Origin of the sequence: Streptomyces sp. NA04227 (genome assembly GCF_013364195.1) — a bacterium.
Lineage (GTDB): Bacteria > Actinomycetota > Actinomycetes > Streptomycetales > Streptomycetaceae > Streptomyces.
This window is the reverse complement of sequence record NZ_CP054918.1, coordinates 4,774,698-4,797,591: the sequence shown is the minus strand read 5'-3', so window position 1 is coordinate 4,797,591 and position 22,894 is coordinate 4,774,698. Positions and strand designations below refer to the sequence as shown.

The 22,894-nt window shown below is 70.1% G+C and carries 17 protein-coding genes and 2 pseudogenes; 7 read left to right on the top strand and 12 right to left on the bottom strand.

The window, feature by feature from the left end; translation table 11 throughout:
• Nucleotides 1-243: 243 nt before the first annotated feature.
• The 3 genes and pseudogenes from HUT18_RS20490 to HUT18_RS20480 all read right to left on the bottom strand — a co-directional run bounded on the left by HUT18_RS20490 (nt 244) and on the right by HUT18_RS20480 (nt 1,334).
• A pseudogene (locus tag HUT18_RS20490) lies at nt 244-656 on the bottom strand (DNA-binding protein).
• Nucleotides 638-922 (bottom strand): hypothetical protein, encoded by a 285-nt coding sequence (locus tag HUT18_RS20485; RefSeq protein ID WP_176102051.1) that lies wholly within the window; start codon nt 920-922, stop codon nt 638-640. The pseudogene HUT18_RS20490 and the gene HUT18_RS20485 overlap by 19 nt, the downstream one beginning before the upstream one ends.
• Before the next feature lie 73 nt (nt 923-995).
• The gene (locus HUT18_RS20480) at nt 996-1,334 is read right to left on the bottom strand and encodes a YnfA family protein (RefSeq protein ID WP_176102050.1); all 339 of its coding nucleotides are present in this window, start codon (nt 1,332-1,334) and stop codon (nt 996-998) included.
• A gap of 84 nt (nt 1,335-1,418) precedes the next feature.
• On the opposite strand from HUT18_RS20480, the gene HUT18_RS20475 reads away from it, so the two are divergent.
• Both HUT18_RS20475 and HUT18_RS20470 read left to right on the top strand, forming a co-directional pair.
• On the top strand, nt 1,419-1,985 hold the full coding sequence (locus HUT18_RS20475) for a Uma2 family endonuclease (protein WP_254878724.1): 567 nt from the start codon (nt 1,419-1,421) through the stop codon (nt 1,983-1,985).
• A 324-nt stretch (nt 1,986-2,309) separates the two neighbouring features.
• Nucleotides 2,310-4,064 carry a serine/threonine-protein kinase gene (locus HUT18_RS20470; protein ID WP_176102049.1) on the top strand — a complete coding sequence of 585 codons (1,755 nt, stop codon included), beginning with the start codon at nt 2,310-2,312 and terminating at the stop codon, nt 4,062-4,064.
• Between the two features lie 589 nt (nt 4,065-4,653).
• Here the strand turns inward: HUT18_RS20470 and argS are convergent.
• Nucleotides 4,654-6,438 carry an arginine--tRNA ligase gene (argS, locus tag HUT18_RS20465; protein WP_176102048.1) on the bottom strand — a complete coding sequence of 595 codons (1,785 nt, stop codon included), beginning with the start codon at nt 6,436-6,438 and terminating at the stop codon, nt 4,654-4,656.
• Between the two features lie 294 nt (nt 6,439-6,732).
• Between argS and lysS the strand changes: the two genes are divergently transcribed.
• Nucleotides 6,733-8,460: a lysine--tRNA ligase gene (gene lysS / locus HUT18_RS20460; RefSeq protein WP_176102047.1), complete on the top strand. Its 1,728-nt coding sequence runs from the start codon at nt 6,733-6,735 to the stop codon at nt 8,458-8,460.
• Between the two features lie 199 nt (nt 8,461-8,659).
• Nucleotides 8,660-10,285 carry a PstS family phosphate ABC transporter substrate-binding protein gene (locus HUT18_RS20455; protein WP_176102046.1) on the top strand — a complete coding sequence of 542 codons (1,626 nt, stop codon included), beginning with the start codon at nt 8,660-8,662 and terminating at the stop codon, nt 10,283-10,285.
• Nucleotides 10,286-10,349: 64 nt separating this feature from the next.
• Here the strand turns inward: HUT18_RS20455 and HUT18_RS20450 are convergent, their stop codons facing one another.
• The 4 genes from HUT18_RS20450 to HUT18_RS20435 all read right to left on the bottom strand — a co-directional run bounded on the left by HUT18_RS20450 (nt 10,350) and on the right by HUT18_RS20435 (nt 15,146).
• Complete coding sequence (locus tag HUT18_RS20450) at nt 10,350-11,177, bottom strand: SAM-dependent methyltransferase (protein WP_176102045.1); 828 nt, start codon at nt 11,175-11,177, stop codon at nt 10,350-10,352.
• A gap of 262 nt (nt 11,178-11,439) precedes the next feature.
• On the bottom strand, nt 11,440-12,783 hold the full coding sequence (locus HUT18_RS20445; protein ID WP_176102044.1) for a DUF2637 domain-containing protein: 1,344 nt from the start codon (nt 12,781-12,783) through the stop codon (nt 11,440-11,442).
• 328 nt (nt 12,784-13,111) lie between these two features.
• Nucleotides 13,112-13,909: a DUF3558 domain-containing protein gene (locus HUT18_RS20440; RefSeq protein WP_254878723.1), complete on the bottom strand. Its 798-nt coding sequence runs from the start codon at nt 13,907-13,909 to the stop codon at nt 13,112-13,114.
• Nucleotides 13,910-14,129: 220 nt separating this feature from the next.
• Entirely contained in the window at nt 14,130-15,146 is a 1,017-nt protein-coding gene (locus HUT18_RS20435; protein WP_176102042.1) for a DUF3558 domain-containing protein, read from the bottom strand.
• 478 nt (nt 15,147-15,624) lie between these two features.
• Here HUT18_RS20435 and HUT18_RS20430 point away from each other — a divergent pair, with 478 nt between their 5' ends.
• The gene (locus tag HUT18_RS20430; protein ID WP_176102041.1) at nt 15,625-16,818 is read left to right on the top strand and encodes an RtcB family protein; all 1,194 of its coding nucleotides are present in this window, start codon (nt 15,625-15,627) and stop codon (nt 16,816-16,818) included.
• Between the two features lie 305 nt (nt 16,819-17,123).
• Nucleotides 17,124-18,599 carry a WD40 repeat domain-containing protein gene (locus tag HUT18_RS20425; protein ID WP_176102040.1) on the top strand — a complete coding sequence of 492 codons (1,476 nt, stop codon included), beginning with the start codon at nt 17,124-17,126 and terminating at the stop codon, nt 18,597-18,599.
• A gap of 8 nt (nt 18,600-18,607) precedes the next feature.
• Here the strand turns inward: HUT18_RS20425 and HUT18_RS20420 are convergent, their stop codons facing one another.
• The 4 genes and pseudogenes from HUT18_RS20420 to HUT18_RS20405 form a co-directional block, all read right to left on the bottom strand.
• A complete protein-coding gene (locus HUT18_RS20420) occupies nt 18,608-19,702 on the bottom strand; it encodes a ricin-type beta-trefoil lectin domain protein (RefSeq protein ID WP_254878722.1) in 1,095 nt (364 codons plus the stop codon).
• Between the two features lie 766 nt (nt 19,703-20,468).
• Entirely contained in the window at nt 20,469-20,834 is a 366-nt protein-coding gene (locus HUT18_RS20415) for a hypothetical protein (RefSeq protein ID WP_176102038.1), read from the bottom strand.
• A gap of 177 nt (nt 20,835-21,011) precedes the next feature.
• Nucleotides 21,012-21,194 (bottom strand): annotated as a pseudogene (locus HUT18_RS20410) (NADP oxidoreductase); the annotation flags it as partial.
• Between the two features lie 152 nt (nt 21,195-21,346).
• Complete coding sequence (locus HUT18_RS20405) at nt 21,347-21,853, bottom strand: DinB family protein (RefSeq protein ID WP_176102037.1); 507 nt, start codon at nt 21,851-21,853, stop codon at nt 21,347-21,349.
• Nucleotides 21,854-22,023: 170 nt separating this feature from the next.
• Between HUT18_RS20405 and HUT18_RS20400 the strand changes: the two genes are divergently transcribed.
• Nucleotides 22,024-22,791 (top strand): alpha/beta hydrolase, encoded by a 768-nt coding sequence (locus tag HUT18_RS20400; protein WP_254878721.1) that lies wholly within the window; start codon nt 22,024-22,026, stop codon nt 22,789-22,791.
• Nucleotides 22,792-22,894 lie beyond the last annotated feature (103 nt).

The window sequence follows — 22,894 nt, the reverse complement described above, 5'->3', positions numbered from 1 at the left end:
GGTGCTCCTCGTCCGTGCGGCGGGCCTGTCTGTCGTACGGACTTCGGACTGTCGTACGGGCCCGGCTCGACGTTCAGGATAGGTCGCCGCGGCGACCCGGCTCCGGGTGGGGAGTCGGTGCGGGCGGTCTCACACCGCCGCACCGGCCTCACCGGCCTCACCGGCCTCACCGGCCTCACCAGCACGAGCCGAGGGTCCGCGGGACGGACGGCTCGACGGCCACCCGGAAAGTCTCGGCTCAGCTCACACAGCCACGAGCCGGACCCGGTCGCCACAGAGCTTGGCCATGTCGTCGATGCCGGACGTCAGCATGGCCACGGGACGCTGCTGCCGCAGGGCCCCCTCAGCCACGGCAGCGTCGATGGCGTACTTGTGGCCATGCAGCCCGGCCGCCATCAGCAGCGCCGAGGCCGCCTTCGCCTCCTCATCCCCCACCGGGATCACCCGCAGGCCGGACAGCAGCCGGCTCAGCCGTGCTCTGTTGGTGCGGGCGTGCACGGCCTCGATGAGGTGAGCGCACAGATCACCACCTCCATACCGCGCGAGCGCGCCTCCGCGACAAGGGCCACCGCGGTCTCGTCATCAGCAAGCAGCTTGGAGAGACCCTCGCTGTCCAGAACCAGCGTTCCCTCGTGAGTCAGCTTGCGGCGGGCCACTGGTCTTCCTCGGCGAACACCTCGTCGAACACCTGCCGCGCCCGCTGTTGCGCCCCCTCGGACACGGGTCCTTCGCGGGTCTCGTAGTCGGCCAGATACTCGTCCAGAATCTGCCCCCTCAGCTCCCGCTCGACGGCCGCGGCGATGAACGCGGAGAACTCCCGCTTTCCGACCCGGACCCGGACCGCCTCCGCAGTCCCCTCCGGCAGAGACAGGCTGACTCGGGTCGCCGGCCCCTCACCGATGCTGTACGTCGTCTCAGACATGGAACCGATTGCGTCAAACGAGTAGGAAACCGCAAAGTCCTGCGCGACCAACGCCCGTCGACACGGACCGCCCTCAACGCCCACCCCGGGGCGCGTACATGATCACCGCCATCCCGGCGAGGCAGACCAGCGCCCCGACAACGTCCCACCGATCCGGCCGGTACCCGTCGGCCACCATGCCCCAGGCCAGCGAGCCCGCCACGAAGACGCCGCCGTACGCGGCGAGGATGCGGCCGAACTCGGCGTCGGGCTGAAGCGTGGCAACGAATCCGTACAGCCCGAGCGCCACCACCCCGGCCCCCACCCAGGCCCAACCACGACTCTCCCGAACTCCCTGCCACACCAGCCAGGCGCCGCCGATCTCGAGGAGCGCGGCGAGGACGAAGAGGAGGACGGAGCGCAGGACAGACATGAGGGAAGCGTGGCAGATCGTCGTGGACGGCCTGTGGACAGAACCGCCCCGATAGATTCGGCCCGGGACCGAAGGGAGGACGAGGTGACTCTCACCAGCCCAGAGCACGGAATGACGCGGATGCGCAGGGCCGCCGAAGCCGCGGAAGCAGCCAGTGGCCTCAGGGCCGAGATCATCCGGGGAGTCCTGATGATGTCTCCGGCCCTGCGCGGAAAGCACGCCGGGATCATCAACGACCTTTACGACCAGCTGCGCCCGGCCCTGCCCTCGCACCTTCGCCCGTACCAGGTCGCCTCCATGCCGATGCCGGGTGAGCCCGACGACTACGCGACCCCGGACCTGCTCGTGTGCGACCGGGGCTTCGGCGAATCGGACGACTGGCTGGCCGACCCCGGGGACGTCGAGCTCACCGTCGAGGTGGTCTCCAAGGGCAACAGCACCAAGGACACCCGCGACATGGTCGGTTGGTATGCGGACGCGGGCGTGCCCGCGTACCTGCTGATCGATCCGCGGGACGGGAGCTGGACCCTGTACACGATTCCGCGCGCGGGCGAGTACCAAGGCCGTCGGCACGGTTCCTACGGAGAGGACGCCGAGATTCCCGGCCTTGGAGTGAAGATCACCACCGGCCACCTCCCCACGTACGCCTGAGAGTCCGGCTGAACGCACGCCTGAACGCACGCCTGAACGTACGACCGACCGCTCCCGACGCACGAAAGCCGCCTCCGGATCTTCCGGAGTGCGGCTTTCCCGCTTGCGCCGTGTCCAGGGGCCTCCAACTGCATTGGCCTCCGCGGGCCCCTGCCCGAACCGGTGCCGTCCAGCCCGCCCCCATCGCAACCGGACCGCCACCCGGCTCGTCCTCCTTCACGATCAGCGGTCGGCCCCACGGCCCGGCACCTGGGCACGGGGCGTGCCGCCGGACCGGCCGCTACGCTGCGCACGCGATCGACGTGACTCACAGGGGGATTCACCATGCCGCAGGCCCAACTGCCGGAAGTTCTCAGGCCACTTGGCCCCGAGGACCCTCGGGAGATCTCCGGGTACCTGCTCTCCGCGAAGATCGGTGAGGGCGGCATGGGTGCCGTGTACTTCTCGCGGACGCGGGGCGGGCAGCCGGTGGCGTTGAAGCTGATCCGCAGGGAGTTCGCGCAGAACCCGGATTTCCGGGCGCGCTTCGAGGCGGAGGTGCAGGCGGCGCGGCGGGTGTCGGGCTACCACATCGTGCCGGTGGTGGACCACGACATGAGCGGCGAGCAGCCGTGGATCGCCAGTGCTTACGTGGCCGGACTGCCGCTGGACGAGGCGCTGACCGCCCACGGACCGCTGCCGATGCCCGCCGCCCTTCAGCTGATCGGCTGTGTGGCGCATGCGCTGGGGAGCGTGCACGCGGCGTCCGTCATCCACCGGGATCTCAAGCCCAGCAATATTCTGCTGAGTTCACGGGGACCGTGGGTCATCGACTTCGGGATCGCCCGGGCCACGGACACCGCGCAGCTGACGCAGACCGGCGGGTTCATCGGCACCCCGCAGTTCATGTCCCCCGAGCACGCTCTGGGACAGAAGGTCACCCCGGCCACCGACATCTTCGCCCTCGGTCTCATCGCGGCCATGGTCGCCACCGGACGGCACCCCTACGGGGACGGCTCCGGACTCTCCATCGCCGCGACCATCGCCAACACCGAGCACCGGCCGCCGGACCTGAGCGGCTACCCGGACCCACTGCGCCCGCTCCTGGAGAGCTGCCTGGCCGCCGACCCCGCGCAGCGGCCCGCACCGGGGGCTCTCGCCGACTGGTGTGCCCAGGCCGCGGGGCGCGACCTGCGGGAATTCGACGGCTGGCTGCCGGCGCCCGTCACCCAGGAGATCGCCCGCCGCGAGCAGGCCGCCCAGCAGCCCGTGGCACCCGGCGACGGCGCCCCCGCCGCCTCGGCACCCTTCACCCTGAGCAAGCCCTCCGCGGCCCAGCCTCCCCAGGCGACGTACGTCCCCACCCAGGCCGCACCCCCGCAGGCGCACCCCGCCCCCGTACCCACCCCGCAGCAGTCCGGCCCCCACGCGTACGCACCCACCCAGGCCGCGTACCCGCCCCAGTCCCCGCACCCGCCCCGGGCCTGGCCCCCGGCGGCCGCGGCGAGGCGGGCCCCGGCAGGGCGCCCGAAGGGACCGGTGATCGCCGCTGTGGTGGGGGCGGTGGTACTGCTCGGGGGCGGCGGTTTCCTGCTCGCGCAGACCGGGGACGAGGGCGGCGGCAAGGCGGGCGGGGACGCGAGTCCGTCGGCCTCGGCGGGGCAGTACACGGTGGTGGTCAAGGGGCAGACGGTCACCTTCGGCATGGACCCGAAGCGCAAGATCCTCGGCTCGTTCGTGGACCTGGACGAGCACCTGCCGGTGACGGACAGCGACACCTCGATCCCGGAACTGCAGGCCCCGCCCAAGGGCGAGAAACTGCGGTTCTACTACCGGGAGTTCGGCAAGAGCGAAGGCCCCACTGCGCACCAGTGCGAGCAGGGCATCACCGAGCACGCGCTCGCCCGCACCCTGGAGGCCACGAATCTGATCGACGGCGGTGCCCTGCTCAAGAAGGGCGACCTGCTGTGCGGCATGACCAGCGGTGAACACCTCGCCATGCTGAAGATCACCAACGTCCAGCAGTACGTGGACAAGGACAACGGCAACACCCTGGTCCCGGGCTACACGGCCGAACTCACCCTCTGGAAGCCGAAGTAGCGGAGCAGAAGCCGGAGTCGCCGCAGAGCCCAGCCCCAAACACACCGCCCCGTACCCGAAGCGAGCGGGTACGGGGCGGAGGACGTACGCATCGGACGTACGCGTCCACGGACCGGCGGGACCCGACAGCCGGATCGATCCTTCGGCACCCGTTCGGGTGGTCAGCGAGTGTCTGGCTTCTCGCCGGGAAGACGGGTGCGTTCTTCTTCGACGGCAAGCCCGACGTCGAAAGAGAGCAGGGAAAGCATGTACCGCACCGCAGCCGTGGCCTTCGGGGCCCTCGCGTTCCTCGGGATTCTGGCCGCACCGGCCAGCGCCGACCCGGACCCCGCCTCGCTCGTCGGGTGCGCGACTGGCTCAGTGACTGAGGTGACGGACGTCGCCGGCCCCGAGTTGCCGACGGAGTGTCTCGCTCCCTGACCAGTTGGTCAGGGCACACCGGCCGCTGAGCTGACGCACCCCGTTGCCGACCCCGGACCGGCCCGGCCCCGTCCACGACGACCAACGGTCCAGCACCAAGGCGCCCCCCTACGCCAACTCAGCGTAAGGGGGCGCCATTTACGCGTTCCGCAGGCTTCCGCCCGGAGCCTCAGAGCCGCTCAGGCGTCCTGATCCCCAGCAGCGCCATCCCCTGATGCAACGTGCGCGCCGTGATCTCGCACAGGAAGAGGCGGTTCTCGACCTGGGCGGGGGTTTCGGCCTTGAGGACCGGGCACTTGTCGTAGAACGCCGTGTAGTACGAGGCGAGTTGGTACAGGTACGCGGTCAGCTTGTGCGGGGCGTGGTCGGCGGCCGCTTCCGCGAGGGTTTCCGCGAAACCGTCCAGGTGCAGGCCCAACGCCCGCTCGGCGGGGGCGAGTTCGAGCTCCGGGTGGGCGGCGAGGGTGGCATCGCCCGCCCTGCGCAGGATCGACTTGATCCGGGCGTACGCGTACTGGAGGTACACGCTGGTGTCACCGTTGAGCGAGACCATCTGGTCCAGGTCGAACTTGTAGTCCCGGTTGGCGGAGGTGGACAGGTCGGCGTACTTGACCGCGCCGATGCCGACCTGGGCGCCCCGCTCGGCGATCTCCTCCTCGGTGAGCGGCTCCGGGGAGTCCTGGGACTTCTCCCGTACGACCGCCGAGGCGCGGTCGATGGCCTCGTCGAGCAGGTCGACGAGCCGGACCGTCTCGCCCTCACGGGTCTTGAACGGCTTGCCGTCCTTGCCGAGCACGGTGCCGAAGGCGAGCTGGGACGCGGTGACGTCGTCGTTGAGCCAGCCTGCCCGCCGCGCGGTCTCGAAGACCATCTTGAAGTGCAGGGACTGGCGGGCGTCGACCACGTAGAGCAGCGTGGAGGCCTTCAGGTCGAAGACCCGGTTGCGGATCGCGGAGAGGTCGGTGGCCGCGTAGCCGTACCCGCCGTCGGACTTGCGCACGATCAGCGGGACCGGGTTGCCGTCGGGGCCCTTGACGTCGTCGAAGAAGACGCACAGCGCGCCCTCGGAGATCACGGCGACGCCGGACTCCTCCAGGAGGCGGCAGGTCTCGTCGAGCATGTCGTTGTAGCCGGACTCGCCGACCACGTCGGCGTCCTCGATGACCATGTCGAGCTTGTCGAAGACCGAGTAGAAGTAGACCTTCGACTCGTCGACGAACTTCTGCCACCGGGCGAGGGTCTCGGTGTCACCGGCCTGGAGGGCGACGACCCTGCGCCGGGCCCGGCCCTTGAACTCCTCGTCGGAGTCGAAGGCGACACGCGCGGCCTTGTAGAGCCGGTTGAGGTTGGACATCGCCTCCTCACCGGAGGCGGCCGCGGAGTCGGCTTCCTTGTGGTCCAGCTCGTGCGGGTGCTCGATCAGGTACTGGATGAGCATGCCGAACTGGGTGCCCCAGTCGCCGATGTGGTGCCGCGCCACGACGGTCTCACCGGTGAACCGCAGGATCTGCGCGACCGAGTCGCCGATCACCGCGGAGCGCAGGTGGCCGACGTGCATCTCCTTGGCGACGTTCGGCTGGGCGTAGTCGACCACCGTGGTGCCCGCGCCGGGGTTGTGGGGCACGCCGAGCCGCTGCTCGGTGTCGGCGAGCCGCGCGGCGAGGTTCTCGGTGATGGCCCGGTCGGTGACGGTGATGTTGAGGAAGCCGGGTCCGGAGACCTCGACATCCTTGATCACCGCGCCGTTGTCGATACCGCCCACGACCCGCTCGGCGACCTCCCGCGGGTTGGCCTTCGCCTTCTTCGCGAGGGCGAGGATCCCGTTCGCCTGGAAGTCGGCACGGTCACTGCGTCGCAGCAGCGGGTCCGCGGAGGCGGCGTCCGGCATGGCTGCCGAGAGCGCGTCCGCGAGGCGCTGGTTGACGGAGGCCGTGAGCGACGTGACCGAGGTCATGAAAGGGAGCCGTTCTCCTGGAGGATGTGGTCAGACAGACCTCGCCAGTATTCCATGGGGGGTAAAGCCATTTTCGCGCTCGGCGGGCCAGCTGGGACAATGGTGGCGTCGGCCTCCCGCGCCGTCCCGCCGAGCGCGGCGGACGTACGGCGGGGCGGGCGCACCACCTGGTCCCTCACCCGGTCCAGTACCTGGTCCACCACCCGATCCGTTCCCGGCGGATCACCGGCCCCGGGCTCGCGGGCCGTCCGCACGTCCGCCTGAAGTTCACCGGAAGAAAGAGACGTACCGATCGTGGCGCAGAGCAACGAGACCGCCGACTGGGTCTCCCGTTTCGCCGATGAGGTCATCGCCGAATCCGAAAGCCGTGCCCAGGGCAAACCGGTCGTCGTCGCCTCCGGGCTCTCCCCCTCCGGCCCGATCCACCTCGGCAACCTGCGCGAGGTGATGACCCCGCACCTGGTCGCCGACGAGGTCCGGCGGCGCGGGCACGAGGTGCGCCACCTCATCTCCTGGGACGACTACGACCGTTACCGCAAGGTCCCGGCCGGGGTGCCCGGTGTCGACGAGTCCTGGGCCGAGCACATCGGCAAGCCGCTGACCTCGGTGCCCGCGCCCGAGGGCTCGGCGTACCCGAACTGGGCCGAGCACTTCAAGGCGGCCATGACCGAGGCGCTGGACGCGCTCGGCGTGGAGTTCGACGGGATCAGCCAGACCGCCCAGTACACCTCGGGCGTCTACCGCGAGCAGGTCCTGCACGCGATGCGGCACCGCGGCGACATCGACGCGATCCTGGCCCAGTACCGGACCAAGAAGCAGCCGCAGAAGAAGTCGCAGAAGCCGGTCGACGAGGCCGAGCTGGAGGCCGCGGAGGGTTCCGGGGCGGCCGGTGAGGACGACGGCAGCACCGGCGCGGGCGGCTACTTCCCCTACAAGCCCTACTGCGCGCGCTGCGGCAAGGACTTCACCACCGTCACCGCCTACGACGACGAGTCCACCGAGCTGACCTACACCTGCACCACCGAGGGCTGCGGCTTCGGCGAGACGGTCCGGCTGAGCGAGTTCAACCGCGGCAAGCTGGTGTGGAAGGTCGACTGGCCGATGCGCTGGGCGTTCGAGGGCGTGATCTTCGAGCCGTCCGGCGTCGACCACTCCTCGCCGGGCTCCTCGTTCCAGGTCGGCGGGCAGATCGTGCGGATCTTCGACGGCAAGCAGCCGATCGGCCCGATGTACGCCTTCGTCGGCATCAGCGGCATGGCGAAGATGTCCTCGTCCAAGGGCGGCGTGCCCACGCCCGGCGACGCGCTGCGGATCATGGAGCCGCAGCTGCTGCGCTGGCTGTACGCGCGCCGCAAGCCCAACCAGTCCTTCAAGATCGCCTTCGACCAGGAGATCCAGCGGCTCTACGACGAGTGGGACAAGCTCTCCGCGAAGGTCGAGGACGACAGCGCGCTGCCCGCCGACGCCGCCGCGTACAGCCGTGCCGTCGGCACCGCGGCCGGTGAGCTGCCGCGCACTCCGCGCCCGCTGCCGTACCGCACCCTCGCCTCGGTCGCCGACATCACCGCCGGGGCCGAGGACCAGACGCTGCGCATCCTCGGCGAGCTGGACCCGGAGCACCCGCTCACCGAGCTGGCCGAGGTGCGCCCGCGCCTGGACCGGGCCGAGGCGTGGATCAACACCCACGTCCCTGCCGACCAGCGCACCGTGGTGCGTGCCGCGCCCAACGGCGAGCTGCTGTCCACGCTCGGCGAGCAGGACCGCGCCAGCTTGCGGATGCTCGTCGACGGTCTGGACACGCACTGGTCCCTGGACGGTCTGACCACGCTCGTCTACGGCGTGCCCAAGCTGATGGCGGGCCTGGAGGCCGAGGCCAAGCCGACGCCCGAACTCAAGGTCGCCCAGCGGGCGTTCTTCGCCCTGCTCTACCAGCTCCTGGTGGGCCGGGACACCGGACCGCGGCTGCCCACGCTGCTGCTCGCGGTCGGCCAGGACCGGGTGCGCAAGCTGCTCGGGGCCTGAGCGAGCCGAGCGCTCGGCGCCACCAACTCGGCGAACAACCGGGAAACTTGACCGGAAACGGCGTCAACTCCCCTGCGAACAGGGAGAGTTGACGCCGCTTTGTTGTTCGCCGGGAAGCACGCGCGCCCGCACGCCTGTTCAATGGACGGACCGATCCGGGCAGGACCGCCGAGCAGAGTCGTGGACGGGAGTGGGAGCCGTGGATTTCTCCTGGCAGTCGGTCATCGCCGTACTGGGTCTGGTGGTCCCGTTGGGCGCCGCCGTCTGGGAGTTCGTCCTCGTCGGGCGCAAGCGCCTCGGCTACCGGGTACAGATGGACACCGCGGTGCGGGACCAGGACACGGTCAACCTTCCGCACACCGCCGTACTGCGGCGGATGCAGCAGAACGGGCGGGCTCTGAAGGACCCTTCGTTCGTTCTGCTGCGCATCGAGAACAGCGGCTGGACGGACATCGAGCCCAGCCACTACGCGACCTCCGACATCGACACGATCGGTATCCGGGTGCTGTTCCCCGGCCGCCGGGTGATCGCGATGGCGGTGACCGAGCCGAGCCATGCGTTCCTGCTCAACAGCTTCGAATCACGGGAGAGTTTCTCGATCACTCCCGCCGAGGACCGCTCCGGCGAGCAGCCCGGGGACGGCTCCGGCGAGCTGTGTGTCATCAACCTGCCGCGCGTCCCCCTCAACCGCCGCACCCACTACAAGGTCCTCGCCCTCCTGGAACGCGACGACACGAGCACACCCTCCGACTTCCGCCCGAGCCAGGAGCGGTTGTTCCCCGAGCCCGAGGTACGGGCGGGCGTGCGCGGCGGTATCCGGGGCGGGGCCATCAGGGAGACCAAGAGCCATACGCTCGCCTCGAAACCGGTGATGGCGCTGCTCCTGGTCCTGGTCATGCTCGTGGGCGTCCAGTCCTTCGACACCATCTTCCGCGAGGAGGACCACGCCGCCCCGCTGGACTGCGCCTCCGGAACCCTGCACCTGTCCGGGTCCACCGCCTTCGAGCCGGTCGTACGGGAGGCGGCGAAGCAGTACGTGCGTACCTGCACCGACGCCGAGATCCCGCTCACCGAGAACACCTTCAAAGGCAGCGTGGAGGGCATCAACACCCTTACCGATGCCGGGAAGGCGGACAAGGGCCCGGGCGTGCGCGGGCTGTCCGACCATCTGACGTTCACCGACGGCCCGCGCAGCAAGGGCCACCCGCGGCTGCTGCCCCGGCCGGTTTCGCTGTCCCTGTTCACGCTGGTCGTGCGGGAGGACGTCGAGGTGGAGAACCTCTCCCTCGCGGAGATACGGGACATCTACGCGGGACGGATCACCAACTGGCGCCAGGTCGGGGCGGAGCAGAATCTGCCCATCCAGCTGATCGGCCGCTACCCGGGATCGGGCAGCCGGACCACCCTCATCGACCAAGTCCTGCGCGGCAAGAAGCCGTTGGCGCCCACCGAGGACGACTGCAAGGCGATGGACCTGAGCGTGCCGGGCCGCTGCGAGGTCGGCAAGACCTCGACCCTGCTCGACACGGTCTCCGGCACCCCGGGGGCGCTCGGTTACAGCGAGGTCGGCGCCACCGGCGCGAACAAGGGGCTCACCCTCATCCGGATCGACGGCGCCGAGAGCACCCTCCAGGGCGCCGAACAGGGCGCGTACCCGTTCTGGCAGACCGAGGTCGCGTACACCTACGGCGAGCCGCCCGCGGGTTCCATCGCCGCGGGCTTCCTGCGCTACCTCGCCAACGAGGTGGGCAAGGACATCGTCCGCTCGCACGGCCACCGGCCGTGCGCGGAACTGGAGAACCCGCTGTTGTGCCGCCCCTCTTGAGGGGCGGGTGCCGGGGCCCGTACGCCTTCGTCCGCGTACGGGCCCAACCGGCAGGCGCGGGGCCTCAGTTCTTACGGGCCAGTCCGCCGTACATCGCGACCTCCTCCGGCTCCAACTCGTCCGCGCCGGGACGCCACTTGGAGCAGGAGACGACGCCGGGCTCGGCGAGTTCGAGGCCGTCGAAGAAGCGAGTGATCTGCTCCGGGGTGCGCTGCTTCAGCTTGGGTGTGCCGTGCTCGTTCCAGAAGGCCACCGCCTCGTCCACCTCCGGCATGGCCGGGCTGGTGATGGTGTGCGAGAGGACCAGGTGGCTGCCGGGGGCGAGGGCGTCCATCAGGCGGCGCACGGTGGTGTGCGCCTCCTCGTCGTCACCGAGGAAGATCACCACGCCGAGCAGTACGAGCGCGACCGGCTGGCTCAAGTCCAGTGTCCTGGCGGCGTGTTCGAGGATCGCGTCGACGTTGCGCAGGTCCTCGTCGAGGTAGTCGGTGCGGCCCTCGGGGGTGCTGGTCAGCAGGGCGCGGGCGTGGGCGAGGACCAGCGGGTCGTTGTCCACGTAGACGATGCGCGACTCGGGCGCGATGCGCTGCGCGACCTCGTGGGTGTTGTCCGCGGTGGGCAGGCCGGTGCCGATGTCCAGGAACTGACGGATGCCGTGGTCGGCCGCGAGGTGGCGGATCGCGCGGCCGAGGAACAGCCGGTCGGCCGTGGCGTAGTCGCCGATGCCCGGGTGCAGGGTACGGATCTGGTCGCCGGTGATCCGGTCGATCTCGTAGTTGTCCTTGCCGCCGAGCCAGTAGTTCCAGATCCGCGCGGTGTGCGGCTGGCTGGTGTCGATGCGACTGCGCACCTGCTCGGCACGGTCCTGTGCGGTTGCCGGGTTCTCGGTCACTGGCTCAACTCCTGGAATGCCCTGGGCCGGCGTCCGTCGCGCCCGGCCTCGGCTGTCAACCGGCACTGTAATCGGACGACTTGGACAGAGGGAGTACGGCGACGCGATGGGAGCGGGATCACTTTTCGGCCGTGGCATGCGGGGGCCGGAAGTCACCGTCCCCCAACTGCCGTGCGTTCAGGCCGAGTTCAGAGGACCAGCCCGAAGTGTTCAGGCGATGTGTGCGGGGTTTCCCAGCCCTACGCGGGCGGATTTCCCAGCCCTACGCGATGTGGTCTTCCAGCAGCTCGTTGGTGAGCCGGGCCGTGAACTGGCCCATGTACTGGTTCAGTTCGCGCGGCTGGAGGCGCAACTGGTACGTGGCCTCGACGTTGGCGGCGAAGGCACCGGGCGTCGGCATGCCCTCGCCGTCTATCGAGTACCGGAAGACCTGGTACAGGTCCTCGTCCGACGGCTCCGCCTCCTGCACGCCCTCGCCCAGGCGCCGCATACCGCCCGCCCCGTTCGGCACCTGGACCCGCGGCTCCGGCTCCTCGTCCGGGATCGGTTCCGATACCAACTCCGGTGCTGATGCCGGTAGTTCGTCCATGGTCGGCTCGGGCGCCACCTCCACGACCGGCTGCTGCTCCGATGCCGGTCCCGATCCCTGCCCCGACCCCGGTTCCTGCCCCGACTCCGCCGCGCCCGGCTGTGGCACAGGTATCTGCTGCGGCTGCCCGTCGTACCAGGACTGGTGCTCCTGCGGAGGGGTGTACGTGGGCGGCTCGTAGTTCGGGTCGTAGTCGCCCTGGTACCGCACCTTCTGCGGCGGGGCGAACCACTGGCTCGGGGCCTCCTCGGGAGCCGTTTCCGGGTTCTCCTGGGCGGACTTGGACTCCAGCTCAGGCGCGGCGGGCTGTCCCGGCAGCAACCGCGGCTCGATCCCCGCGGCGGCGAGTCCGTCGGGTGCGGTCTCGGCGAGCGGTACTCCGTACTTCGCCAGCCGCAGCGGCATCAACGACTCGACCGGCGCCTTGCGCCGCCACGCCCGCCCGAACCGCGAACGCAACCGCGCCTGATACACCAGCCGTTCCTGCTCCAGCTTGATCACCTGCTCGTAGGAACGCAGCTCCCACAGCTTCATCCGCCGCCACAACAGGAAGGTCGGCACCGGGGACAACAGCCAGCGGCTGATCCGTACGCCCTCCATGTGCTTGTCGGCGGTGATGTCCGCGATCCGCCCGACCGCGTGCCGGGCCGCCTCCACCGCGACCACGAACAGCACCGGAATCACCGCATGCATCCCCACACCGAGAGGGTCGGGCCAGGCCGCGGCACCGTTGAACGCGATCGTCGCCGCCGTCAGCAGCCACGCCGTCTGCCGCAACAACGGGAACGGGATACGGATCCATGTCAGCAGCAGGTCGAGCGCGAGGAGCACACAGATACCCGCGTCGATACCGATCGGGAAGACCAGCGAGAAGTCGCCGAAGCCCTTCTTCTCCGCGAGTTCACGCACCGCCGCGTACGAACCCGCGAAACCGATCCCCGCGATCACCACCGCACCGGCCACCACCACGCCGATGAGAATCCGGTGCGTCCGAGTCAGCTGCAGTGGCGCGGCCACCGGTCTGCCCTCCGTTCACGTACGGCTGCCCTGCGCGGCGGGCACACCCCCAGCGGGGCGCCCGCGCATCCGGCACATGCGCGCAACAGACTGGCACACGCACATGGCGAACGGGGGGCCGGAACGCGCGGACCACGGCGGCCGATCCGGCCGCCCGCGACCACGGGCCGTCCCATCTCCCCACGCCCACAGGGCTGTTGGGTCACCTCGGTCCCGCTTTGCCCCGCGCCGGAGGGTCGTGGGAGGGGCGGCAGGCCGTTATGCATCCGGAATCTGGGCCTCTGAGGCCCGGCCCCGTACCGGCGGTACGAGCCGGGCCGTCAGTGCCTCAGGCCTTGCCGCTGTCCTTCGACGCGCCGTCCTTCGGGGACTCGGCGCCGTCCTTCGGGGACTCGCCGTCGGTGGAACCGCCGCCGGAGGAACCGGAGTTGGCGGCCTCGACGGCGGCCACCGCGTCCTTGGCCGCGCGCTTGAGGTCGGACACGAGGTCCTGGGCGTCGGGGGACTTGTCACCGGCGAGACCGGCGCCGTTGTAGTCGATGGTGACGACGACGTTGGCGGTACGGGCGACCACGGTCTGCTGCTTGAAGGTGCCTTCCTTCTTCTTCAGCTCGTAGCTCACGACGGTCGCCTCCTCACCGGCGCCCGCCACCGGCGCGGTCTGCACGCCCTTCGCACCAGGGGTGCGCTGCGCGCCCGCGACCTGCTTCTGGAAGTAGGTGTGCGCCAGCTTGTCGCCGTTGCCGCGGGCCTGGTCAGACTCGAAGCGCAGCAGCGAGACGTTCAGCCAGCGGAACTGCGAGCCCTTGACGCCCTTGTTGTCCAGGCTGGTCCAGGCGCAGGTGCCACGGATCGAGGAGTCGTCCGAGCCGCCCGCCTTGCCCGACTCGTCCTCGGTCTTGGGCACCAGGTCGTCGAGGGTGTTCTTCTTGATGACCTTGCACGGGTCGGGCAGCGTCGCGAAGCGCTCCTTCTCCACCGTGGGACGGGCCGAGGGCGTGGCACTCGGCTTGCTGTCCTCCTTCGAGCCGGAGTCGTCCGAGGAGCAGGCGGAGGCCAGGAGGATCACCGGTACGGCCGCCGCACCGGCGAAGAGGCGGGTGAGTCGCTGTGCAGATCGGTGCATGGTTCCTTCACTCATCACGGTCGCTCGGGCCTTACGGCCAAGCGAGGTCCTTCCGGACCGGACGGCTCTCCCCGGCCGCACGGCCCGTGTCCCGGAGGCCCGGGACGGTCGGTCCGAGGGGTCACGGTACGCGGCGCCCGGACACGGCGGCTGTGATTCCGGCTGCCCCGGCCCGACGAGCGACGTCGACCGCAGGGCGCCAAAAAGGACAAAGCCCCCGTCAGCCGTCCAGCTTGTCGGCCAGACGGTCGGCCAGTTGCCGCGCCCTGTCCTGCATTTCCTTGCCGTCCGGGGTCTGCATGGCCCCCATCGGCTGATCGTCGTACTGAATCGTCACGATCACGTTGGACGTGCGGAACACCACAGTCACGGTGCGGTTGTGGGAGGTCGAGGTGGACTGGGAGACCTGGTCGTCCAGGAAGGCCGAGTCGCCGAGGTCGTCCAGGATGCGGGAGGCGAGCCCCTCGGCACCCTCCTGGCCGCCCTGGCCCGGGTCGCCGCCGCCCGCGGGCGGGCTCGCGTCACCGGTCGGGGTGTCGTCGCCGCCGGGCTCCGGCGAGGGGTCGACGTCCGCACGGCCCGTGGACTCCTGGACGCCGCCCCGGTTGGCGCGTTCGTCGTCGGAGTCGCGGTCCTGGGATCCGCCGTCCTGGGATCCCTTGTCCTTGGATCCGCCGTCCCGGGACTTGCCGTCCTCGGACCCACCCTCGGCCCCGGACTCCCCGGACTCCCCGGACGCTCCGGGCTCCTCGGGCGACGCGCTGCTGCCGGCCACCTCGCCCGACACCCCGCCACTCGGCGCGGCGGGCGTGAGCCCGGCCTCGACGGCCTTCTCGGCGTACACGTCCTCGGCGCGGTCGTCGTCGCTCACCGCAGCGTCGTAGGAGACGACCCGCTCGAAGTCCACCGAGAGATGGTGGGTGGCCCGGGCCGACTCGGCCTTCCAGCGGCAGCCGACCCGCCGGTCCGTGTCGTACGTGGCCGTGGCCGCGCCCGCGTAGGCGCGCTCGCGCTGCACCTCGTCGGTGATCGCCTGGATCCCGGGCAGCAGGCTGTCGAGGGCGTCCTGGTCCACGGACGAGCAGGCCTCGGGCAGGGAGTCGTACTTGCCGGGCTCGGCCACCTGGGTGGGCGTCTCCGGCTGACCGGGCTTGGCCTGGCCGCCGTCGTCGTCCGACCCGCCGGAGCAGGCGGACAGGAGCACCCCGAGCAGCACGGCAGCGCCGGTTGCACCCATCCTCCGCCGCACGGCGCCGACCCCTCTCGTCCGGATCGAGAACCGCTCGACCCGCCTCGTTGTTGCTGATTGCTGATTGTCGTTGCTGCTTGCTGTTGCTGCTTGTCGTGTGCTGCTTGTCGTGCTGGTTCGTGCTGGTCGATCGCCGGTCGATCGCCGGTCGTTCACTGCCCGACCCTGCCCGGCCCAGGCGTCCGGACCGGCGGCCCGGCCTACTTAATCAATTGCCGCAACCTGGCGGGCAGTGAACACAATGTCTATCGCACGCACTGCGGTGACCGCCGGTTCGCTGTCTGATTCGACCTGCTTGACACCGGTATTTACGGTGCCGTTGTGCCGCGGAGACGTGGCCACGGGCCAGTACCGCCGCACACCGTCCGCGCGCCACCGGCCACGGACACCCACCGCACACGCCACACGAAACACACGCACACGAACCGCGCGGCAGGACCGCGCGCCACGGGGGAATGAGGACGCCATGTCGTACACCGAGGTTCAGGGAGCGCAGGTACCGATCCGGATCTGGACCGATCCTGCCTCGATCGAGGACGCGGCGATGCAGCAGCTCCGCAATGTCGCCACGCTGCCCTGGATCAAGGGCCTGGCCGTGATGCCGGACGTGCACTACGGCAAGGGCGCGACCGTCGGATCCGTGATCGCCATGCGCGACGCGGTCTGCCCGGCCGCCGTCGGCGTGGACATCGGCTGCGGAATGTCGGCGGTCCGTACCTCCCTCACCGCGAACGACCTGCCCGGCGACCTGTCCCGGCTGCGCAACCGGATCGAGCAGGTCATCCCGGTGGGCCGGGGTATGCACGACGACCCGGTCGACCCGGCCAAGCTGCACGGTTTCCCGACGGCGGGCCTGGACGACTTCTGGTCCCGCTTCGACGGCATCGCCGACGCGGTGAAGTTCCGTGCCGAGCGCGCCGGGAAGCAGATGGGCACGCTGGGCGGCGGCAACCACTTCGTCGAGGTCTGCACGGACACCGAGGGCGCGGTCTGGCTGATGCTGCACTCCGGTTCGCGCAACATCGGCAAGGAACTCGCCGAGCACCACATCGGCGTCGCGCAGGGTCTGCCGCACAACCAGGGCCTGGTCGACCGCGACCTCGCGGTGTTCATCGCCGACACCCCGCAGATGGCGGCGTACCGCAACGACCTGTTCTGGGCGCAGGAGTACGCGAAGCACAACCGCGCACTGATGATGGGCCTGCTCAAGAACGTGATCCGCAAGGAGTTCGGGAAGGCGAAGCCGGTCTTCGAGCAGGAGATCAGCTGCCATCACAACTACGTCTCCGAGGAGCGCTACGACGGCATGGACCTGCTCGTGACCCGTAAGGGCGCGATCCGGGCCGGTTCGGGCGACTACGGGATCATCCCCGGCTCGATGGGGACGGGCTCGTACATCGTCAAGGGCCTCGGCAACGACAAGTCCTTCAACTCCGCCTCGCACGGCGCGGGCCGGCGGATGAGCCGGAACGCCGCGAAGCGCCGCTTCACGGCGAAGGACCTGGAGGACCAGACCCGGGGCGTCGAGTGCCGTAAGGACTCGGGCGTCGTGGACGAGATCCCGGGCGCCTACAAGCCGATCGAGCAGGTCATCGACCAGCAGCGGGACCTCGTCGCCGTGGTCGCGAAGCTCAAGCAGGTGGTGTGCGTGAAGGGCTGAGTCCCGCGCGCACGGCAGAGATACGGCAGCCGTACAGCAGCGATACGGCAGCACAGTGCGCCGGAACGTCCACGGGACGGGCCGGCGCACTGTGCTGTGCGGGCCCGGTCAATGGTGGCCCGGGCAGTGCTGGCCCGGTCAGTGGCCGTTGTCGGCGGGCCCCGTCCGTGGTCGTTGCCATGGTCGTTGCCATCGCGCCTGCTCAGCGTGCGTTGTCAGAGGGCGGTGCAAGCATGATCCGTACCGGCAGGCAGGACTCGGCAACAGGACGCACCGGCACGACGCGACAACGGGGGAACACCTTCATGACCGATCTCTACGGAGTCCGGGTACTGGCAGCCGACCACGCGGCCCGCACCTTACGGATACGGGTCTCCGTCCTCTACTACGACACCGACTCGCACGCCCCGCTCACCGACGACCCCAGCTTCTTCTACCGCATCCTGCGCGAGACGGCCTGGGACGACGCCCCGTTGTGCGAGGTGACCACCCGGGACCAGTACCTCGACGAGGAGTGGGTGGACCTGCACACCCGCTGGTTCGTCGAGCGCGCCGAACGCCTTGCGACCCGCAACCACCCGTGGCCGGGGACCGAGGAACTCCTCGACGAGGACGAGGAGTTCGACGAGGAAGACGAGGAAGCGGAAGCGGAGTACGACGAGGACGACGAGCTTCCCTGGGAGGGGTACATCGGGTTCCCCTGGGAGGAGGACGTCAGGTTCCAGGACATGAAACCCGGGGCCGCGGCGGAGCTCGTCCAGGCCGAGGAGATGCGCGTCGGGGCGGACTACGAGGTGGTGGTCACCGACGCCCGCTGGATGCGGCACCTGTCCGAGGGCGACTGGTGGCGCACCGCCAGCTACCCCACGCACGCCGACATGCCGCTCCCCGGCGAGGCCCCGCGGGTCCCCGATCTGCGCCGCCCCCGCGCCGTACTGAAGCCGTTCGGCACCGCCGAGTCCCACCACCTCGCCTTCTCCGACGACGGCCGTCGGCTGGCCGTATCCCACAGCGAACAGGGCGAGTTGGCGGTCTACGACACTGCCGACTGGAACGAGTGCCTGCGCGCGAGCGCCGAGAACCCCGACGACTACGTCTGCCCCTGGCTGTCCTGGGTCCCCGGCGAACCCGTGGTCGTCCTGCGCCACTACGAGGAGGCGCTCCCCCAACTCGCGTACGACACGGGCTCGGGCGCCCGCGTCCAGGCCCCCGCCCAGACGGGCCGTCTGCGCTCCGCCACGGGCCGCTACCGCACCACGTACGCCTCCGGCCCCCGAGTCGCCCTGCTGACACCGGACGGCGGGGACGGCGGGATGCGCGAGATACCCCTGGGCGCGGGGAGCGAGGGTGCGGGCACCCCCGACGGCTCCGTCGATCAGTTCCACGGAGTCACCTTCACCGCCGACGAGTCGCGGATGTTCGTCGCCTGCGGCGAGCGGGTGTACGTACTGGACCCGGCGGACGGCCGCACCCTGGACGTGATCCGGCACCACGACACGATCCAGTCCGTGCGGGTGAGCCCGGACGGTGAACTGCTCGCCGTCATAGGCAAGTTCGCGGAGGTCACCATCCGGCGGGTCGGCGACCACCGCGTCGTCACCAACCACCGCAACCGCGAGGGCCGCCTGTGCCAGGCCGTGGCGACCGCCTGGTCACCGGACGGCCGCCATCTCGCCGTCAGCCTGCGGGTCCTCGACGAGCACTGGGACCCCGCCGACGGCGAGATACGCGTCTACGGCACCGGATTGGCGACCGAACCGCCGCCCGAACTGGTGCGGTAGGAACGGGTTCAGGGCCGGGCCGGAACGCTCCACTTCTGGTTGGCGCCGCCGGTGCAGTCCCAGATGACGAGCCGGGTGCCGTTGGCCGTGTCGCCGCCCGGCACGTCGAGGCAGCGGTTGGACGCCGGGTTGCGCAGTGCGCCGTTCTCGTACCGCCACTGCTGGTTGGCGCCCCCGCCGCAGGTGTACACGATCACCGGCGTGCCGTTCGCCGTCCCGCCGCCCTGGACGTCCAGGCACAGGCCCTGGCCCATCAGATGCGCCGCGCCGTCCTTGCCGAGCACCCACGCCTGGTTGGCGCCGCCGGTCGGGCCGTAGAGGATCGCGGGGTCACCGCTGACATTCCGGGAGCCGTCGACGACCTTCCCGCCGAGGCCGGTGATCGGGCCGCGCAGCGAGTTGCCGAGGGCGTTGGTCTGAACGGTGCCGCCGGACACCTGCTCGACACGGCTGTAGCTGGAGCAGGTGGAGCTGGTGCTCGTCCCCGAGACCTGCGCGGTGACCGCGCCGTCGTTGCCGACGGGGAGGCCGAACTTCGCCTGGGAGTACGGCTGGTCGTTGCAGGACGCCTTGGGGTTGTTCCATTCGAAGTACTCGGCCCAGTCGACCATCCCGTTGGGCGAGATCTGGGTCGATCCGGCGCGGATGCTGCCGAGCTTGAAGGAGGCGCCGGTGGTCTCGTTGGTGACCGTGACCCCGAACCACCGGTCGCCCTCGTGGGCGACCCGGGTACGGAAGGTGTGCCCTTCCTTCCAGTCGGTCTTGAGACGGCAGCTCTTGCCCACGCCCTCGCCGCCGAAGTCCACGCAGTAGCTGCCGGAGGTCCCGGGCTTGGCCTCGGTCGCGTCCCAGAGGGAGAACAGGAAGGTACGCGTCTGGCCGGGGCCGTTGGACTGCATCCCGGTGTAGGCACCGCTGCCCGCCGTGAAGCCGAACTGGTGGCTCCAGAAGATGTTGGAGGCGGGGCCCGCGTCCTTGGTCACCGTGGTGCGGAAGGTGACGCTGTTCAGGCCTCCCGTACCGGCGGGAAAGCCGTAGTTGGTGTACGTGCCCGGGGTGTCGGAGGCCGCCGCGCCCCCGGCCCCGGTCAGGACGGTGGCCACGGACAGCGAGAGCGCGGCCGCGCTCGCCAGGGCGAGGAAGCGCGGTCCGCGGGAACGGGAACGCGGTCCATGGGAACGCGACCGACGGGACAAGGGTCTGGGAGGCAGGGGTCTGAGGGAGGACAGCTGTCCGGGAGTGCGGGCAGGGGGCAGTGCGGTCATCGTCGTACCTCATTCCGGTCGGGTAGGACGGCCCGGCGGGTCGCCGTACATGTGCGGTGGCCGCTTCGTCGGAACCGGGGCCGAGCGGAAGGCACATGCGAGGGCGACGGCCGATCCACCTGAAACCCGGCAGAACCGCCACCGGTGATACCAAGTCGCTCAACAGCAAAGGATCTTGTTCACACGCACAAACGCAGTGATCGACACGCACCACGAGCAAGGCAGCCGGGCGAAGGCGCACGCGACGGCGCCCCGGGCACGGCCCGCAGCCCCGCAGACCGCCGGTCCGGCAACGGCCGGAAGCATGGGCCTGGGTCCCGTGGGGGGTGTACGGAGATAAAACCGGCCCCTGATTGAAGCGTCAAGAGGTCAGTGCATTTTCGTGCTTGATTGCAGCTTGGAACGTGCAACTATGCGCAGATCTCCGGCTGTCCGAGCTGAGCGGGCGTGAGCGGGCGTGAGCGGGCGTCCAGACGGCCGCCGGCACGAGCGCGCGTGGAGGCGGACGCGGGCGCCTCCACACAGCCCTGCGTCCGCCCTGCGCGAGACGAAGTCGTACCCAATCGACCCGAGAAACACGGGTCGCCCCGAGAAGCACGGCCTCTCAGGCCAGATGCGCCTTCACGTGATCGATGACCTCGTTGAACTGCATGGTCGGCGAGAAGTCGACGTACTCGCAGTCCTCAAGGGCCTCCGGGGCGTGGCCGGGCTCCCAGTAGAAGGCCTGCCCGGCCTCGTAGATCTCCTCGCCGTCGGCACGGTGCATCTTCAGGCGCCCCTTGAACAGGTACCCCCAGTGCGGGCAGGGGCACATGTCGTCGGGCAGTCCCGCGAGCGCGGGCCTCATGTCCGTGCCCTTGGGCAGACGGGCGAAGGCCACGGAGACGTCGGGGCCGATGGACTGCCTCCGCAACTCCACTCCCCCGCCTTCGATGACGACGGGTGTCTGTTCTCTTGTCGCGGCCGTCATGACACATCACCTTCCTCACGGGGGCACGTCCCACGGCACGACGGAGTACGGGGCGCACCCCTCCCTTCCAGGGTGAACCCGGGGACGGCGGCCCGCGACCGCCGAGGGGATACGGGACGGCGGCCCGCGACCACCGACGGAATCCCGACCTGAGGTCTTGTCCCTACGCCTGCCCTACGCCTCCTCGAGACCGCCGCCGGGCACGGGTTCGCAGCCCACGTCGCGCACCAACTCCGTTACGCGCGCGAGGGATTCCTCGTCGTCCCCGCAGACCGGAACGGCCAGCGGACGTCCGTCGAGGACGTGTGGCGGCCGCATCCGCCACACGTCCTCGTGGCAGAGGTTGAAGGCCTTGACCACACGAGCAGTTGCCTGCCGTGGACGGTCAGCCCGGCGTTACGGTGGGACACGAAGACCTCCGGGCTGTGCGTTCCGAGACAGCTCCACCACACCGGAGGTCTTCGCCATGATCAAGCCCAGGCGACTGTCAACAACGCTCGTGATCAATACACCTAGTCCCCGGTCGTGCCGTCGAGCATCTCGCGCAGGATGTCCAGGTGGCCGTTGTGGCGGGCCGTCTCCTCGGTGAGGTGCAGGAGGATCCAGCGCAGGTCGACCCGGAGACCGTCGCGGACGGCGCGCTGGGCCTGCTTGTCCAGGCCGTTCCCGGCGACCAGTTCGCGGTAGCGGGCGCTCTGCTGCGCGTATTCGTCGAGCAGTTGCGTGAGCGGGAAGTCGACGGCGATGCGCATCTCGCGGTCGGGGTCCTCCTCGGTCCAGGGGCCCCGGTCCTCCTCGCCGAGGAAGACCACCTGGAACCAGTAGTACTCGACCCAGCGGAGGTGGTTGATCAGTCCGCTCATGGTCATCAGCGGTGAGCCCGGCAGGAGCGCCTTGCGGGCGTTCTCCGCGGAGACGCCCTCGCACTTGGCGCGGGCGGTGTCACGTGCGTAGTCGAGAAACGTGGTGAGCTGGGTGCGCTCGTCCCACGCGGAGGGAGTGTCTTCGATTCTGGTCATCGCGCGAAGCGTCCCCGATCACCGCGACCGGTGTCGAGGTATTTGAGGTTCGACGACGGGCCACCAACCCGCTCCGCCAGGCTCATTGTCCGGCGGGTGGTTCCAGCGATTCGGCGCCGGACAAGCAGCCTGCCCGGCACGATCCGCCGGACAGGCCATAGCGTCTCACCATGACTTCCGAGACGTCCGGAACCCCCGGCACAGAGGCGGCACTGCGGACGGAACACGGGCTCGTCTACGGACCGAGCGGCCAACAGCTGGACCTCTACCGCCCGTACACCACCTCCCGGCTACTGCCGACCGTCCTCCTCTGGCACGGCATCGGGCCGGACGAGCGGGATGTACTGGAGCCGCTGGCCCGCGCGGTGGCGGCGCACGGTCTGCTGGTACTCGTTCCGGACTGGCGCTCGGACGCCTCCGACAGCGGCCGGTCCCACCTGCTGGAATCGCTTGCGTTCACCCGGCGGGAGGCGGGCGGACTCGGTGGCGACGCGCGCTCGTGCGTACTGGCCGGGTGGTCCGCCGGGGCCGGAGCCGCCGTCGCGGTGACGCAGCGGCCCGAGGTCGCGGCGGGATGGCGGCCGAAGGCCGTGGTGGGTCTGGCAGGCCGCTACGACGTCCCCGCGCGTACCACGGGCACCGTTCCGCTGGCCGATCTCGCCGCGGGTCTGGCTCCGCTCGTGCCGGTCCACCTCGTACACGGCAGCCGCGACTCGGTCGCGCCCGCCCGGCACTCGCACGACATGGCGAACGCCCTGCGCGCGGCGGGCCGGACGGTGACTCTCCAGGAGCCGGACACCGACCACGCGGGCGTGATCACGACCGAGTACGACCCGGCCGAGAACCGCTGCGTCCCTGCGGTTGCCGAACACGCCTGCCAGGCAGGGAAGTTGGTTGCCGAATCCCTGGCTGCTGCCGCTACGCGCCCCGGAGTCTGACCGACGGAACCGACAGAACCGACGGAACGGCCGGATCCGACGACGGACTGCCGACCTGCCGACTCGGCGACTCGCCTTGCCGACCCACAGCCGCCCCGCGCCC

Coding starts and splice junctions, on each gene's coding strand:
- HUT18_RS20485 (WP_176102051.1), bottom strand. CDS start 922: ATGTCTGAGACGACGTACAGCATCGGTGAGGGGCCGGCGACCCGAGTC.
- HUT18_RS20480 (WP_176102050.1), bottom strand. CDS start 1,334: ATGTCTGTCCTGCGCTCCGTCCTCCTCTTCGTCCTCGCCGCGCTCCTC.
- HUT18_RS20470 (WP_176102049.1), top strand. CDS start 2,310: ATGCCGCAGGCCCAACTGCCGGAAGTTCTCAGGCCACTTGGCCCCGAG.
- argS (WP_176102048.1), bottom strand. CDS start 6,438: ATGACCTCGGTCACGTCGCTCACGGCCTCCGTCAACCAGCGCCTCGCG.
- HUT18_RS20440 (WP_254878723.1), bottom strand. CDS start 13,909: ATGCACCGATCTGCACAGCGACTCACCCGCCTCTTCGCCGGTGCGGCG.
- HUT18_RS20435 (WP_176102042.1), bottom strand. CDS start 15,146: ATGGGTGCAACCGGCGCTGCCGTGCTGCTCGGGGTGCTCCTGTCCGCC.
- HUT18_RS20430 (WP_176102041.1), top strand. CDS start 15,625: ATGTCGTACACCGAGGTTCAGGGAGCGCAGGTACCGATCCGGATCTGG.
- HUT18_RS20425 (WP_176102040.1), top strand. CDS start 17,124: ATGACCGATCTCTACGGAGTCCGGGTACTGGCAGCCGACCACGCGGCC.
- HUT18_RS20415 (WP_176102038.1), bottom strand. CDS start 20,834: ATGACGGCCGCGACAAGAGAACAGACACCCGTCGTCATCGAAGGCGGG.
- HUT18_RS20405 (WP_176102037.1), bottom strand. CDS start 21,853: ATGACCAGAATCGAAGACACTCCCTCCGCGTGGGACGAGCGCACCCAG.
- HUT18_RS20400 (WP_254878721.1), top strand. CDS start 22,024: ATGACTTCCGAGACGTCCGGAACCCCCGGCACAGAGGCGGCACTGCGG.